The sequence below is a fragment of the Streptomyces sp. NPDC057854 genome, from assembly GCF_042797055.1.
Classification (GTDB): domain Bacteria; phylum Actinomycetota; class Actinomycetes; order Streptomycetales; family Streptomycetaceae; genus Streptomyces.
Genome location: NZ_JBHVMF010000034.1, coordinates 51,934 through 66,380, shown reverse-complemented (window position 1 = coordinate 66,380; position 14,447 = coordinate 51,934). Strand labels below are relative to the sequence as shown.

Annotated in this window: 15 protein-coding genes; 3 read left to right on the top strand and 12 right to left on the bottom strand. The window is 74.7% G+C overall.

Annotated features, from left to right (window positions below; translation table 11 throughout):
* Positions 1–406 precede the first annotated feature (406 nt).
* The 6 genes from ACFVQZ_RS33995 to ACFVQZ_RS33970 form a co-directional block, all read right to left on the bottom strand.
* Positions 407–601: a hypothetical protein gene (locus ACFVQZ_RS33995; protein ID WP_030497756.1), complete on the bottom strand. Its 195-nt coding sequence runs from the start codon at positions 599–601 to the stop codon at positions 407–409.
* A 144-nt stretch (positions 602–745) separates the two neighbouring features.
* The gene (locus tag ACFVQZ_RS33990; RefSeq protein WP_030497757.1) at positions 746–1,423 is read right to left on the bottom strand and encodes an ATP-binding cassette domain-containing protein; all 678 of its coding nucleotides are present in this window, start codon (positions 1,421–1,423) and stop codon (positions 746–748) included.
* Positions 1,416–2,408 carry an ABC transporter ATP-binding protein gene (locus ACFVQZ_RS33985; protein ID WP_051788382.1) on the bottom strand — a complete coding sequence of 331 codons (993 nt, stop codon included), beginning with the start codon at positions 2,406–2,408 and terminating at the stop codon, positions 1,416–1,418. The genes ACFVQZ_RS33990 and ACFVQZ_RS33985 overlap by 8 nt, the downstream gene beginning before the upstream one ends.
* Positions 2,405–3,241 carry an ABC transporter permease gene (locus ACFVQZ_RS33980; RefSeq protein ID WP_030497759.1) on the bottom strand — a complete coding sequence of 279 codons (837 nt, stop codon included), beginning with the start codon at positions 3,239–3,241 and terminating at the stop codon, positions 2,405–2,407. The genes ACFVQZ_RS33985 and ACFVQZ_RS33980 overlap by 4 nt, the downstream gene beginning before the upstream one ends.
* Positions 3,234–4,226, bottom strand: coding sequence for an ABC transporter permease (locus ACFVQZ_RS33975; protein WP_383628644.1), 993 nt, complete (start codon positions 4,224–4,226; stop codon positions 3,234–3,236). Before ACFVQZ_RS33975 ends, ACFVQZ_RS33980 begins: the two co-directional genes overlap by 8 nt.
* Positions 4,223–5,857, bottom strand: coding sequence for an ABC transporter substrate-binding protein (locus ACFVQZ_RS33970; RefSeq protein ID WP_383628642.1), 1,635 nt, complete (start codon positions 5,855–5,857; stop codon positions 4,223–4,225). Before ACFVQZ_RS33970 ends, ACFVQZ_RS33975 begins: the two co-directional genes overlap by 4 nt.
* 128 nt (positions 5,858–5,985) lie before the next feature.
* On the opposite strand from ACFVQZ_RS33970, the gene ACFVQZ_RS33965 reads away from it, so the two are divergent.
* Positions 5,986–6,663 (top strand): class I SAM-dependent methyltransferase, encoded by a 678-nt coding sequence (locus ACFVQZ_RS33965; protein ID WP_383628640.1) that lies wholly within the window; start codon positions 5,986–5,988, stop codon positions 6,661–6,663.
* Positions 6,664–6,712: 49 nt separating this feature from the next.
* Here the strand turns inward: ACFVQZ_RS33965 and ACFVQZ_RS33960 are convergent, their stop codons facing one another.
* From ACFVQZ_RS33960 to ACFVQZ_RS33945, 4 genes are all read right to left on the bottom strand, one after another.
* Positions 6,713–7,804, bottom strand: coding sequence for an acyl-CoA dehydrogenase family protein (locus ACFVQZ_RS33960; RefSeq protein WP_383628638.1), 1,092 nt, complete (start codon positions 7,802–7,804; stop codon positions 6,713–6,715).
* Positions 7,801–8,988, bottom strand: a complete 1,188-nt coding sequence (locus tag ACFVQZ_RS33955; RefSeq protein WP_030497764.1) for an acyl-CoA dehydrogenase family protein — start codon at positions 8,986–8,988, stop codon at positions 7,801–7,803. Before ACFVQZ_RS33955 ends, ACFVQZ_RS33960 begins: the two co-directional genes overlap by 4 nt.
* On the bottom strand, positions 8,985–9,953 hold the full coding sequence (locus ACFVQZ_RS33950) for an NADPH:quinone oxidoreductase family protein (RefSeq protein WP_383628635.1): 969 nt from the start codon (positions 9,951–9,953) through the stop codon (positions 8,985–8,987). The genes ACFVQZ_RS33955 and ACFVQZ_RS33950 overlap by 4 nt, the downstream gene beginning before the upstream one ends.
* A 105-nt stretch (positions 9,954–10,058) precedes the next feature.
* Positions 10,059–10,646 carry a helix-turn-helix transcriptional regulator gene (locus tag ACFVQZ_RS33945; RefSeq protein ID WP_030497766.1) on the bottom strand — a complete coding sequence of 196 codons (588 nt, stop codon included), beginning with the start codon at positions 10,644–10,646 and terminating at the stop codon, positions 10,059–10,061.
* Between the two features lie 67 nt (positions 10,647–10,713).
* Between ACFVQZ_RS33945 and ACFVQZ_RS33940 the strand changes: the two genes are divergently transcribed.
* Positions 10,714–11,709 carry an NAD(P)/FAD-dependent oxidoreductase gene (locus ACFVQZ_RS33940; RefSeq protein ID WP_383628633.1) on the top strand — a complete coding sequence of 332 codons (996 nt, stop codon included), beginning with the start codon at positions 10,714–10,716 and terminating at the stop codon, positions 11,707–11,709.
* Between the two features lie 202 nt (positions 11,710–11,911).
* Entirely contained in the window at positions 11,912–12,691 is a 780-nt protein-coding gene (locus tag ACFVQZ_RS33935) for a VOC family protein (protein WP_383628631.1), read from the top strand.
* An 11-nt stretch (positions 12,692–12,702) separates the two neighbouring features.
* On the opposite strand, the gene ACFVQZ_RS33930 is transcribed toward ACFVQZ_RS33935, so the two are convergent.
* Together ACFVQZ_RS33930 and ACFVQZ_RS33925 are read right to left on the bottom strand one after the other, a co-directional pair.
* Positions 12,703–13,464 (bottom strand): PIG-L deacetylase family protein, encoded by a 762-nt coding sequence (locus tag ACFVQZ_RS33930; RefSeq protein ID WP_030497769.1) that lies wholly within the window; start codon positions 13,462–13,464, stop codon positions 12,703–12,705.
* A complete protein-coding gene (locus ACFVQZ_RS33925) occupies positions 13,461–14,393 on the bottom strand; it encodes an SIS domain-containing protein (protein ID WP_383628629.1) in 933 nt (310 codons plus the stop codon). The genes ACFVQZ_RS33930 and ACFVQZ_RS33925 overlap by 4 nt, the downstream gene beginning before the upstream one ends.
* Positions 14,394–14,447 lie beyond the last annotated feature (54 nt).

Genomic DNA, 14,447 nt, shown 5'->3' with positions numbered 1-14,447 from the left:
TTGGCACGCTGTTGAGTTCTCAAGGTGCGGACGCTTCCTTCGTTCCTGTTTCCAGGCCCTCCGGGCGCTTCCTTCGTTTCCGACTCTATCAGATCCTTTTCGGTGTCTGATTCCCAGTCAGCGGGATTCGTCTTTCCGACTGCTGGGCCGTTCCGACGAGTGAGACTTTAGCGGATTCCCCGCCCTCGATGCGAATCGAGGGCCTGGACTCTTCATTTCGCCGAAACGCACGGAAAGCACGACGACAACGACACACAAAGGGATCGTGATCGTCAGGCTCGGTGGTTCTTGCGGAATGGCCGTCCGGGGCCGACCGGAGTCGGTGCTCACGTCGGACAGCCCGAAGAACATTACGCACCGGTCGGACCGGTGTCAACCCCGCAGGTCGGAGGACACGCGTGGGTGATCACGGGCGGAGGCTGGACACGACCTCGGCGGTCGCGGCCACGCCGTTGTGGATGGTGGGCGCCATGCTCGTGCCGGCCAGGAAGAAGCCGAGCAGCGCGCAGACCACGGCGTGGGTGACCTTGAGGCCGCCGCTGCGCATGAAGACCACGGCCAGTACGAGGAGCAGCACCACGACGGAAACGGAAACGGCCATCGTTCTCACGTCCTTCTTCTGCCGCACCGGAATTGCGGCGTTCGGCGGACAGTGTGGCGGAATGGGCGATCCGTCCGGCGGAACGGCGGGGCGGCCATACGGGTGAGATCCCGCCGCGTCCCGGGGGGGGCCGGTGCGGTGGCGTCAGGCGCGGGTGGGGGGTTGCGGGGGCAGGCAGTCGGTCCACTCGACGACGCGGTCGCACCAGCGGGTCAGGAGGACGCGGTCGTGGCCGACGGCGAGGAGGCCGGCGCCGGTGCGGGCGCGGTAGGTCTCGACGGCGGCGACGAGGGCGGCCGTGGTGGAGGCGTCGAGCATCGCGGTCATCTCGTCGCAGACCAGCCAGCGGGGCTCCAGGCTGAGGGCGCGGGCCAGGCAGGCGCGCTGGAGCTGGCCGTCGCTGACGGCGTGGGGGCGGCGGGTGAGGAGTTCGGGGGTGAGGCCGACCTCGGGGGCGAGCTCGGCGACGCGGTCCGCGGCCTCGGCCTTGCGGCCGGTGGCGCGGAGGGGTTCGGCGATGAGGTCGGCGAGGGTCAGGCGGGGGTCGGCGGCGGTGCGGGGCTGCTGGAAGACGACGCCGACGGCGGTGCGCTGCTCGCGCGGGGCGCGGTGGCGCCAGGCGGTGATCTCCGTGCCGTCGAGGACGAGGCGGCCGGCGTCGGGGCGGTGGAGGAGGGCGGCGACGCGGGCGAGGGTGGACTTGCCGCAGCCGCTGGGGCCGAGGAGGCCGACGGACTCGCCGGGGGCGATCGTGAGGGAGGCGCCGCGGAAGACCGGCCGGCGGGGGTGGTAGCCGGCGGTGACGGAGTCGAGTTCAAGCACGGGGCCGCTCCGGGTGGTGGCAGGCCACGCCGGCGCGGAGGGCCGGGACGGTGGCGCAGAGGTCGGTGGCGCGGGGGCAGCGGGGGGCGAAGGCGCAGCCGTCGGGGAGGTCGGAGAGTTCCGGCGGCATGCCGGGGATGGGGGTGAAGGCGCGGTCGGGGAGGGCGTCGAGGAGGCCGCGGGCGTAGGGGTGGTCGGGGCCGGCGGTGCCGAAGAAGCGGTGGGCGGGGGCGATCTCGACGATCCGTCCGGCGTACATGACGGCGACGCGGTCGGCGATGCGGGCGGCGGCCGTCAGGTCGTGGGTGATGAGGAGGAGGCCGCGGCCGTCGTCGGCGTGGCGGCGCAGTTCGTCGGCGGTGCGCTCGACGAGGTCGCGGTCGAGGCCGGTGGTGGGTTCGTCGGCGAGGAGGAGGGGGGCGTCGCCGATGAGGGCGAGGGCGGTGGCGGCGCGCTGCGCGAGGCCGCCGGAGAGCTCGTGGGGGTAGGAGTCGAGGTGGGTGGCGGGGAAGGCGGCCCGGGCGGCGGCGTCCTCGGCGGCCTTGCGGCGGGCGGAGCGCGGGGTGTCGGTGAGCGCCCGGACGGTCTCCTCCAGGTGGGCGCGGACGGTGCGGACCGGGGTGAGGTGGGCGGCGGGGCTCTGCGGGACGAGGCCGACGCGCCGGCCGCGTACGGAGCGGGCGAGGGTCTTCTCGCCGGCGGTGAGGAGGTCGGTGCCGGCGATCAGGGCCGTACCGCTGGTCTCGGCGTTGGCGGGGAGGAGGCCGAGGAGGGCGGAGGCGAGGACGGACTTGCCGCAGCCGGATTCGCCGACGAGGGCGAGGCACTCCCCCGGTGCCAGGTCGAAGTCGGCGTCGGTGACGGCGGCGACGGTGCGTCCGCCGCGCAGGCGGAAGCGGACGGTGAGGCCGCGGACGGTGAGGAGGGCGTCCTCGGCGCGTTCGGCGGTGACGGCTTCGAGGGCGCGCGCGACGCGGGCGTTCACAGCATCAGCTCCGATCGGCGGCGGGGGTTGAGGCGGTCGCGCCAGACGCCGGCGAGGCCGGCGATGGCGAGGGTGGGGAGGATCAGGAAGAGGCCGGGGAAGAGGGTGGGCCACCAGTCGCCGGCGAGGAGGGAGGAGCGGGCGGACTGGACGAGGTTGCCGAGGCTGGCCTGGTGGCTGGGGAGGCCGAGGCCGAGGAAGGAGAGGGCGGACTCGTGCCACATGGCGTGCGGGACCATCAGGACGGCTGCGAGGCCGGCCTGCGGGAGGACGGCGGGGAGCAGGTGGCGGGTGGCGACGCGGCGGCGGGAGGCGCCGCCGGAGATGGCGGCGTCGATGTGCGGGCGGGTGCGCAGCGAGAGGACTTCGCTGCGGACGATGCGGGCCGTGGAGAGCCAGTGGGTGACGGCCACGGAGACGATGACGGGCCAGACGCCGGGGCGGAAGAGGGCGACGACGAAGATGCCGAGGAGCAGGTGGGGGACGGAGGAGAAGGCGTCGACGAGGCGCATGAGGGTGCGGTCGGTCCAGCCGCCGAGGGCGCCGGCGGCGGCGCCGACGGCGGTGCCGAGGACGGTGGCGACGAGGGCGGCGACGAGGCCGACGAGGAGGGAGATCCGCAGGCCGTAGACGCAGCGCAGGAGGAGGTCGCGGCCGACGTCGTCGGTGCCGAAGGGGTGGTCCCAGGAGGGCGGGAGGAGCTTCTGGGAGAGGTCGACGGCCTGTTCGTCGAGCTGGACGAGCGGGGGGACGAGGAGGACGGCGAGGGCGACGGCGCCGACGACGAGCGCGGAGGTCCAGAGCCGGAGGCGGTGGGTGCGGGGGTCAGCCATCGAAGCCCACCCTCGGGTCGGCGAGGCCGTAGAGGAGGTCGGAGAGGAGGTTGCCGAGGAGGACGGCCGCGGTCGCGAGCACGGTGAGCGCGGCGAGCAGCGGGAAGTCGACGGCGGTGGCGGCCTGGACGGTGGCGGCGGCGATGCCGGGCCAGCTGAAGACGGTCTCCACGAGAAGGGCTCCGGTGATGAGTTCGGGGACGCGGGAGCCGATGAGGGTGAGCATCGGGAGCATGCCGGAGCGCAGGGCGTGGCCGGTGAGGACGGTTCGTTCGGCGAGGCCGCGGGCGCGGGCGCCGCGGACCGGGTCCTCGTCGAGGGCGTCGCCGATGCCCTGGCGGACGTACAGGAAGAACCACGGGAGCTGGGAGACGCCGAGGACGAGGGCGGGCAGCACGAGGTGGCGGGCGACCTGGTCGAAGGTGACGGTGTCGCTGGCGGTGTCGGTGAGGCCGCCGGCGGGGAGGGTGCCGAGCTTGAGGGCGAAGAACCAGATGGCGAGGAGGCCGAGCCAGAAGGCGGGGGCGGCTTCCAGGGTGTACGCGAGGGCGCTGACGGTGCGGTCGACGAGGCCGCCGCGGCGGCGGCCGGCGAGGACGCCGAGGAGGGTGCCGAGGGTGATGGCGACGGCGAAGGCGGTGGCGGCGAGGAGGACGGACCAGCCGAGGCGTTCGGTGATGACGTCGGCGACGGGGCGGCGCATGACGGCGGAGTCGCCGAGGTCGCCGGTGAGGGCCGAGGTGAGCCATTCCCACCAGCGGGTGAGGAAGGGCTGGTCGACGCCGAGGTTGTGGCGGAGCTGGTCGAGGGTTTCCTGGGAAGCGGTGAGGCCGGCGGTGCCGGCGTACGCCTTGACGGGGTCGAAGGGGGAGGCGGCGGCGACCGCGAAGACGGCGAGGGTGACGCCGAGGAGGACGGGGACGGCGGCGAGGGCGCGCCGTCCCGTCATCCGGGCCATGGCCCCCCAGGGGAGGCGGCGGCTCACTTCTGGGTGTCTCCGGTGTTCTTGGGCTTCCAGGCCTCGACGTTCCACCAGGGGCCGGCGGCGAGGCCGTGGTCGTGGGGTTCGACCTGGGTGGTGAGGGGGGCGCCCTTGGCGTCGGAGGTCCAGGAGTCGTTCACGACGTAGAGGTGGTCGATGTGGGTGAGGAAGGTGTAGCCGGGGTTCTTGGCGAGTTCGCGCTGGACGGTGTCGTAGGCGGCCTTGCGCTTGGCGGGGTCGTTCGTGCGGCGGCCGTCGTCGAGGGCGCGGTCGACGGTCTTGTTGTCGTACCAGGCCATGTTGTTGAAGCCGTCGCCGGCGAGGGTGGACTTCAGCAGGAGGTACTGGTCGAAGTCGGGGTCGCCGGGGGAGCCGCCGCCGGCGAGGACGGCGTCGGTCTTCATACGGGGTTCGATGACCTCCCAGGTGCCGGCCTGGGTCTTGATCTCGATGCCGGCCTTGCGGGCGTCGGAGGCGTAGGCGAGGGCGTGGTCCTGGCGGAGCTTGTCGCCGGAGAGGTACCAGAGCGGGAAGGAGGCGCGGACGCCGTTCTTGGCGCGGACGCCGTCGGGGCCGGGCTTCCAGCCGGCCTCGTCGAGGATCTTCTGGGCGCCGGCGAGGTCGTGGCGGCGCTCGGTGCCCTTCGCGAACCAGGGGCTGTCGGTGGGGACGGGGCCGTAGGCGGGCTTGCCGGCGCCTTCGAGGATCTTGTCGACCATGGTCTGGCGGTCGACGGCGATGTCGAGGGCGCGGCGGACGGCGGTGTCGCCGGTGACGGGGTGGTGGGTGGGGAGGGTGACCGTGCGGTAGTCGTAGGTCTTGGCGGCGTAGGTCCTCTTCGCCTTGTCGTTCTCGAAACCGGCGGCGAGGTTGGGCGGGAGGATGGCTCCGTCGAGGTCGCCGGCGCGGAGGCGGGTGGCGCGGACGTCGTCGTCCTTGATGATCGCCATGGTGAACTTCTTCACCGCGGGGGCGCCGTTCCAGTACTTCGGGTTGGCCTTGAAGCTGAGCTTCTCGCCCTTGGACCAGCCGGTGAGGACGTAGGGGCCGGTGCCGATGGGGTGGGTGGTGAAGGCGCCGGTGTTGACGTCCTGCTTGCCGGCGACGTGTTCGGGGGCGATGGCGTGGACGGTGCGCTCGGCGAAGGGCGCGTAGGGGTACTTGAGGCGGAAGACCACGGTGTCGTCGCCGACGGCCTCGACGCTCTTGAGGGCGTCGAGTTCGGTGCGGGAGGGGTTGTTGGTCTTCGGGTCGAGGATCGTCCGGTAGGTGAAGACGACGTCCTTGGCGGTGAAGGGGGCGCCGTCGCTGAAGGTGACGTCGGTGCGCAGGGTGTACGTGTACGTCAGCCCGTCGTCGCTGATGTGCGGCAGTTTGACGGCGAGGGCCGGCTTCAGCTTCATGTCGGCGTCGAAGGCGAGCAGGCCGTCGAAGATCTTGGAGTTGCCGTCCTTGCCGTAGCCGAGGAGCGGGCTGAGGGTGTCGGGTTCGTAGGCGATGCCGACGACCGCGGAGTCCTTGGGGGCGCCGGCGCCGGTGGTGTCGGCTCCGGGGTTGGTGCAGGCCGCGGTGGCGAGGGCGAGCGCCCCGGTGACGAGCGCGGCGGTCGCGCGGCGGACGGGTCGGGCGGCCATCGGGTCCACACCCCTTTTTGAAGATCAAACGTTATTGCGAACGACATGCAATTAAACCGCATGGGTGCGCGGGGGTCCCCTGTGGGGTAGGGCGCTCCGGAGATCGTCACGACGACCGGGAGGGGCCCATGGGGGCGGAGCACGAGGAGCGGGCGGACGGCACGAGGGGCGTGCTGGGCGCGGCCGAGCTGTTCGACGGGGTGGGGATCGCGTACGAGCGGGCCTTCGGCCGGCTGCCGGCGCAGCTCGCGGCGGTCAAGTGGCTGACCGGGCGGCTGCCCGCCGGCGCCCGGGTGCTCGACGTCGGCAGCGGTACGGGGCGCCCGGTGGCGGCGCTGCTCGCGGCGGCGGGGTACGACGTGACCGGGATCGACGTCTCGCGGACGATGGTGGAGCTGGCGCGGGAGCAGGTGCCGGAGGCGCGGTTCGAGCAGGTCGACGTGCGGGACCACACTCCCCCGCCGGAGGGGTACGACGCGGTGTGCGCCTTCTTCCCGCTGCTGATGATGGAGCGGAAGGAGCAGGTCCTGGCGCTGCGGCGGATGGCGTCGTGGCTGGTGCCGGGCGGGCTGCTGGTGTCGGCGACGGTCCCGGCGGACGTGGAGGGCCTGGAGATCACCTGGATGGGGCGGCGGGCCCGGGTCTCCAGCTTCTCGGCCGAGGCGTACCTGGGGCTGCTGCGGGAGGAGTGCGGTCTGCAGGTGCTCCACCACGACCTGTCGGTCTTCACGCCGGAGGTGCCGGGCGGGGAGCCGGAGGAGCATCTGTTCTGTCACGCGCGGCGGCCGGCGGGCGGGGCCGGGTGAGACGGCGGGCGGCCGGGGCCGGTGGCTCCCGGCCGCCCGCGGTCGTGCGTCAGGCCGGGGCGGGGAGGTCCGCGAGGGCGGCGATGGTGTCCTGGTGGTGGCCGGCGGAGCCGAGGGCGAGCTGGTCGGCCTTGGCGCGCTTGAGGGCCAGGTGGGCCGGGTGCTCCCAGGTCATGCCGATGCCGCCGTGCAGCTGGACGCACTCCTCGGCGGCGCGGACGGCGACGCCGGAGCAGTACGCCTGGGCGACGGCGACCGTCAGTTCGGCGTCGTCCGCGCCGGCGGCGAGGGCGTCGGCGGCAGCGCGGGCCGCCGCGCGGGCGCCGACCAGGTCCAGCCAGAGCCGCGCCATCCGGTGCTTGAGCGCCTGGAAGGAGCCGACGGGCCGGTTGAACTGGTACCGCTCCTTGGTGTGCCGGACGGTCTCCTCCAGGCACCACTCGGCGATGCCCAGCTGCTCGGAGGCGAGCAGGCCGGCGCCGGCGAGGAGGCCGCGGCGGACGGCGGCCGTCGTCTCCTCCGGCCCGGCCAGGTGGGTCCCGGTGCCCGCGCCGGTGTCGACGGTGGCGAGGGGCCGGGTGAGGTCGAGCGGGGTGAGCGGGGTGACGGCGGCCTCGGCAGCGGGTACGGCGTACAGGCCGTCGGGGCGGGGGACGAGGAGGACGTCGGCGGCCTGCGCGTCGGCGACGGCCCGGACGGGGCCGGTGGTCTGGGCGGCCGCGCCCGGCGCCGTGGTGAAGGGGACCGCAAGGACGGCGGTCCGCTCCCCCGACGCCAGCTCCGCGAGCAGGGCGGCCGCCGGGCCGTCCGCCGCGGAGGCGGCGAGGGCGAGCAGGGTCTCGGTGGCGACCACCGCGCTCGTGAGGTACGGGGCCGGGGTCACCGCCCGGCCGAGTTCCTCCAGGACCACCGCGGCCTCCCGGTGGCTCGCGCCCTGGCCGCCCAGCTTCTCGGGGACGAGCAGGCCGGCGGCGCCGATGCCGGAGGCGAGCGCGGGCCAGAGGCCGGTGGGGTGCGGGTCCCCGGTCTCGGCGCGGTCGAGCACGGTCCGGGTGTCCGCCCGGTCGGTGAGCAGGGAGCGGACGGCGGCCCGCAGGGCGTCCTCGGTGTCCGAGTAGAGCAGGTCCGGCTGTCGGGTCATCGGGCGAGGTCCTTCCAGGGGACGTCCTTGTCGTTGCGGGGCTCGGGCGGCAGGCCGAGGACGCGTTCGGCGACGATGTTGAGCAGGACCTCGGTCGTGCCGCCCTCGATCGAGTTGCCCTTGGAGCGGAGGTAGCGGTAGCCGGCGTCGCGGCCGGTGAAGTCGACCAGGTCGGGCCGGACCATGGTCCAGTCCCCGTACAGCAGGCCCTCGTCGCCGAGGAGTTCGACCTCCAGGCCGCTGATGGCCTGGTTGAGGCGCGCGAAACCGAGCTTCATGGCGCTGCCCTCGGGGCCGGGCTGGCCGGCGACGAGCTGCTGGCGCAGGCGTTCGCCGGTGAGCCGGGCGACCTCGGCCTCGACCCAGAGGCCGAGCAGGCGGCGGTGCAGGGCGTGGGTGCGCCGTTCGGGGCGGTCGCGCCAGACGGCGGCGGCCTTGCCGATCATGCCGCCCTCGCGGGGGATGCGGGCGCCGCCGATGGAGACCCGCTCGTTCATGAGGGTGGTCTGGGCGACCCGCCAGCCGTCGCCGACCTCGCCAAGGCGGTGGGCGTCGGGGATGCGGACGCCGGTGAGGAAGACCTCGTTGAACTCGGCCTCGCCGGTGATCTGGCGCAGCGGCCGGACCTCGACGCCGGGGTCGGTCATGTCGCAGACGAAGTAGGTGATGCCGCGGTGCTTGGGCGCGTCGGGGTCGGTGCGGGCGATGAGGATGGCCCAGCGGGCGGTGTGGGCGCTGGAGGTCCACACCTTCTGGCCGTCGACGATCCAGTCGCCGGTGGCCTCGTCGCGGACGGCGCGGGTGGAGAGGGCGGCGAGGTCGGAGCCGGCGCCGGGCTCGCTGAAGAGCTGGCACCAGACCTCCTCTCCGGTCCACAGGGGCTTGAGGAAGCGGGCCTTGACCTCGTCGGAGCCGTACGCGAGGAGGGTGGGGGCGGCCATGCCGAGGCCGATGCCGATGCGGCGGGGGTCGTTGTCGGGGGCGCCGGCGGCGGCGAGTTCGGCGTCGACGACGGCCTGGAGGGAGCGGGGGGCGTCGAGTCCGCCGAGGCCCGCCGGGTAGTGGACCCAGGCGAGTCCGGCGTCGAAGCGGGCCCGGAGGAAGGCGAGCCGGTCGGTGGTGGCGGGCGGGTGCGCGGCGAGCAGGTCCCGGGCGCGCGCCTGGAGTTCGGCGGCGTCGGTCATGCGCGGGCTCCTTCCGGGAGGACGACGAGGCGGCCGGTGGTGGTGCCGTCGGCGACGCGCTGGACGGCGTCGGCGGCGCCGGCGAAGGGGACACGTGCGGCGACGAGCGGCTTGACGGTCCCCTTGGCGGCGAGTTCGGTGAGGGTGTCGTGGCACCGGCGGACGGCGGCGGGGTCGCGCTGGGCGTAGAGGCCCCAGTGGAGGCCGAGAACGGCGTAGTTCTTGACGAGGGCGTGGTTGAGGGCGGGGGCGGGGATGGTGCCGCTGGCGAAGCCGACGACGACGATGCGGCCCTCGAAGGCGACGCACTTGGCGGACTGCTGGTAGGCGTCGCCGCCGACGGGGTCGTAGACCACGTCGGCGCCGCGGCCTCCGGTGGCGGCCTTGACGGCGGCGACGACGTCCTCGGAGCGGCGGTCGACGACGACGTCGCAGCCGAGGGCGCGGGCGGCGGCGGCCTTCTCGGGGCCGCCGACGACGCCGATGACGGTGGCGCCGGCAGCCTTGCCGAGCTGGACGGCGGCGCTGCCGACGCCGCCGGCGGCGGCGTGCACGAGCAGGGTCTCGCCGGGCTGGAGGGCGGCCCGCCGGTGCAGGCCGAACCAGCCGGTCTGGTAGCCGATGTGGAGGGCCGCGGCCTCGGCGTCGTCGAGGGCGTCGGGGGCCAGGAGCAGGCCGGCGGCGTCGGCGAGGGCGTACTCGGCGAAGCCGCCGTGCGGGAGGGCGGCGGTGGTGACGACGCGGCGGCCGTCGGGGGTCTCGCCGCAGATCTCGACGCCGGGGGTGAAGGGCAGCGGGGGGCGGATCTGGTAGTGGCCGCGGCAGAGCAGCGCGTCGGGGAAGTTGACGTTGGCGGCGCGGACCTTGAGGAGGACCTGGCCGGGCCCGGGTTCGGGGACGTCCGCCTCCTCGCGGCGCATCACCGCGCCGGGTTCGCCGTTCTCGTGCACTCGCCATGCCTGCATCCGTCGAGCCTCCGTCGTCCGTACCGGGCGGTCGGTCACGTACCGGGTAGGTCGCCTACCGGGTCCGTCGCATACTAAGCGGTCGCTTGTGCTCGGTGGAACAGCTCAGCCGGACTTCTTCGGACGGGCCCGTACGTGCATCCGCTCCCCCTGCGGACCGAACAGGCTGAGGAACTCCACCGGGCCGTCGGCGGTGGGCCCGAACCAGTGCGGCACCCGGGTGTCGAACTCGGCGGCCTCGCCGGCCGCGAGCACCACGTCGTGCTCCCCCAGGACGAGCCGCAGCTTCCCGGAGAGCACGTACAGCCACTCGTACCCCTCGTGCACCCGCGGGTCCGGCTGCTCGGCCGCCTTCTCCTGGATCACCTTGTACGCCTGGAGGCCGCCGGGCTGGCGGGTGAGCGGGTACATCGTGCGGCCGTGCCGGACGATCGGCCGGGCCCGCACCCGGGGATCGCCGACCGGCGGGGCGCCGACCAGCTCGTCCAGCGGGACCTGGTGGGCGCGGGCCAGCGGGAGCAGCAGTTCGAGGCTGGGCCTGCGCTGCCCGGACTCCAGCCGGGAGAGCGTGGAGACGGAGATGCCGGTGGCGGCGGAGAGGTCGGCGAGGGTCACGCCGCGGTCGCGGCGGACGCGGCGCAGGCGGGGGCCGACCTCGGTGAGCACGGCGTCGATGCGGTCGTCTTCGGTCATGCGTCCAGTGTTGCAGAAACGGCAAGTTTCCTTGCCGCCGCGTGGCGCTCCGGGGCACGCTCGCCGCATGAACGCACACACCGCACAAACGGACACTGTCGGGGCGGCCGCCGGGGACGCGGCCGTGGAGGCGCACGCGTACGAGGTCGTGGTGATCGGCGGCGGCGCGGCCGGGCTCAGCGCCGCGCTGGTCCTCGGCCGGTCCCGGCGCCGCACCCTGGTCGTCGACGCGGGCGAACCGCGCAACGCGCCCAGCGCGCACATGCAGGGGTACCTGTCGCGGGACGGGATGAGCCCGGCGGACTTCCTGGCGGCCGGGCGCCGCGAGCTCGCCGCGTACGGGGTGGAGGTCCGCTCCGGCGAGGTGACGGGCGCGGCCCCCGACGGCGACGGCTTCGCCCTGGCGCTCGCCGACGGCACCGCGCTGACCGCCCGGCGCCTGGTCGTCGCCACCGGCCTGGTGGACGAGCTGCCGCAGATCGACGGGCTGGCCGCGCGGTGGGGCCGGGACGTGCTGCACTGCCCGTACTGCCACGGGTGGGAGGTCCGCGACCGAGCCTTCGGCGTCGTCGCCCACCCGGTGATGCCGGCGCACCAGGCGCTGATGGTCTCGCAGTGGTCCTCCGACGTGACCCTCTTCCTGAACGGCGCGGAGCTCTCCGGCCAGGACGCGCGGCTGCTGGCGGCGGCGGGCGTCCGGACCGTGGCCGGCGCGGTCTCGGGCGTCACCGTCGAGGACGACCGGCTGACCGGCGTCCGGCTGGCCGACGGCCGGACCGCCGCCTGCGAGGTGCTGTTCGCGGCCGGCACCCGGCTCCTCCCCCGCGACACGGTGCCGCGCCTGCTCGGCGCGGAGCTGTACGAGACGCCGTTCGGCTCCTTCGTGAAGGCCGACGAGACGGGACGGACGAGCGTCCCGGGCGTCTGGGCGGCGGGCAACGTCACCGGCCCGAACGAGCAGGTCGTCAACGCCGCCGCGACCGGCTACCGGGCCGGCGTGGCGATCAACGCCGAGCTGCTGATGGGCGACCTGGCGGCACGGGCCGAGGACCTGCCCGGCTGAGCGGGTGCCGGTGCCGCGGGCTGTGGCCGGGGAGGCGTGCCGTGGGCCGGCGAGGCGAGGTGTGGCCTGGGGAGGCGTGCCGTGGGCCGGTCGGAGGAACCGCGGCCGGTTGCGGTCGCGGGGGCGGGCCGCGGGGACGAGGATCGGCCTTGGTGGCCGGAATCCGGCCCGGAGACGGACGACGGAAGGACGGCACCGACCCATGCTCGACACCCAGTACACCCACGGCTCCCCCTGCTGGATCGACCTCGGCAGTCCGGACACCGCGGCGGCGGCGGACTTCTACGCCGCCGTCCTCGGCTGGGAGCTGCGCTCGGCCGGTCCCGAGTCCGGCGGGTACGGCTTCTTCCAGCAGGACGGCGCGACCGTCGCCGCGCTCGGCCCGCTGACCGAGGAGGGCGCCCGCAGCGCGTGGACGGTGTACTTCCAGACCTCGGACGCGGACACCACGCAGATGGTGACGGCCGCCGAGGGCGGGCGGGTCCGGGTGCGCGCCATGGACGTGATGGACGCGGGCCGGATGGCCGCGCTGACGGACCCGGCGGGGGCGGAGTTCGCCGTCTGGCAGCCGGGGTCGGTGCGCGGCCTCGACCGCACCTCCTCGCGGAACACCCTCGTCTGGGTGGAGCTTCACACCCCCGACCCGGAGGCCGCGCTCTCCTTCTACGCGTCGCTCTTCGACTGGCGCTGGGCGGAGATGGCGGCCCCCGGCATGACGTACTGGGTGATCTCCACTGCCGACGGCGACCAGGAGGACGCCTCCTTCGGCGGCGCGGCCGAACTCCAGGACTCGGGCGAACGCTCCCGCTGGATCCCGTACTTCGAGGTCGAGGACGCCGACGCGACGGCGGACGCGGTGACCGTCTCGGGCGGCACCGTCCTGCTGCCGCCGGCGGACATCCCCGACGTCGGCCGCCTCGCCTGGTTCACCGACCCGGCCGGCGCCGAGTTCGCGGTCCTGAAGCCCGCGCCGATGGGCTGAGCGGGGCCGCGCTAGCGGGGGAAGAGCTCGAAGGTGACGGCCGGGCGGTTGCCGAAGCGGGAGGCCGAGCGGGTCGTGGTGGCGGTGACGAACTCGCGGACGTACTCCTCCGGGTCCTGGTCGGTCAGCGCCTCGATGTAGGCGCGGTGGCAGAGCAGGGACCGGATAGCGCGGTCCAGGCCGGGGCCGGCGTCGACGGCGTGGGTGGGGGTGCTGGAGGCGGCGACCGCGACCCAGCGGACGCCGTCCCAGGGGGCGAGGCCCTGCTCGGCGAGTTCGGGGAAGATCCAGCGGTTGCCCGCGTCCGACGCCGCGTCCAGGGTGGCGCGGCCGACGGCCACGTGGTCGGGGGTGTTCCGGGGCGCGCCGGGGCCGTCGCCCCAGGTGTCGCGGTGGTTGAGGGTGAGGACGAGTTCGGGGCGGTGGCGGCGGATCGCCGCCGCGATGTCGCGGCGCAGCGCGGTGCCGTACTCGATGACGCCGTCGCGGTGGTCGAGGAACTCGACGGTGTCCACGCCGACGACGGCGGCGCTCTCCCGCTGCTCGCGCTCGCGCAGCGGCGCGCAGACGTCGGGGGCGAGCGAGTCGATGCCGGCCTCGCCCCGGCTGGCCAGCAGGTAGACGACGTCCTTGCCGGCGTCGGTCCAGCTCGCGACGGCCGCGGCGCAGCCGTACTCCAGGTCGTCGGGGTGGGCGACGACGGCGAGGGCGCGCTGCCAGTCGCCGGGCAGTTCGGGCAGTGGGGGCAGGGCCGTGGCTTCGGTGTCGATCATGCCCGCAGGATACGGGCGGCGTCGGCCGCGGCGGGGCGGAACGACCCGGAGAGGATGACGGAGCGTGAGACGTGGCGCGGGCGGTCGGGGTTGAGGCCGCGGCGCGCGGCGAGGGCGACGGCGAGCCGCTGGGCGCGGACCAGGGCGGCGACCGGGTCGACGGCGTCGGCGGTGAACAGGGCGCCAGTGGACTCGACTTCGTCGCGGAGCCCGGCCGGGACGGGTCCGACGCACCAGACCAGGCTCGCCCGGTCGCTGACGCTGATCGGGCCGTGGCGGTACTCCATCGCCGGGTACGACTCCGTCCAGGAGCGGGCCACTTCGCGGAGCTTGAGGGCCGCCTCGTCGGCGATCCCGACGGTCCAGCCGGTGCCGAGGAACGTGAACTGGCCGCGTCTCTCCCAGTGCCGCGGGAGCGGTTCGTAGAGGGCGAGCTCGGCGTCGGCGACGGACGCCGCGAGGTCCACCCCCAGCCCGGCGCGCAGGAGTTGGAGGGCGGTGGTGGCGAACCGGGTCTGCACGACGGAGCGTTCGTCGGCGAAGGAGAGGTCCACGACCCGGTCGGCGAGCCGGGCGGCGGGGCTGCCGGGGACGCCGGTGAGGACGAGGGCGGGCAGCCGCCCGGCGGCGCCCGCGAGCAGGTCGACGACCTCGGTGGTCGTACCGGAGCGGGTGAGGGCCACGAGGCGGTCGTAGCCGCGGCCGAGGACGGTCCGCTCGGAGGCGGGGAAGGCGTCCGTCTCCCCCGCGCCGAGGGATTCCCGCAGGGCCGCGTAGGCGCGGGCCATCAGGTAGGAGGTGCCGCAGCCGACGACGGCGACCCGCTCCCCGGGCCGCGGCAGCCGGTCGGCGAGCGGCCCGGCGAGGGCGGCGGCGCGGCGCCAGCAGTCGGGCTGGCCGGCGATCTCGGCGGTGACGTGGGTGGTCATGGGCCGAGTTGTAGCGGCGGGGGCCGGGGCGGGCCATGGGCGATCGGGGTCCGG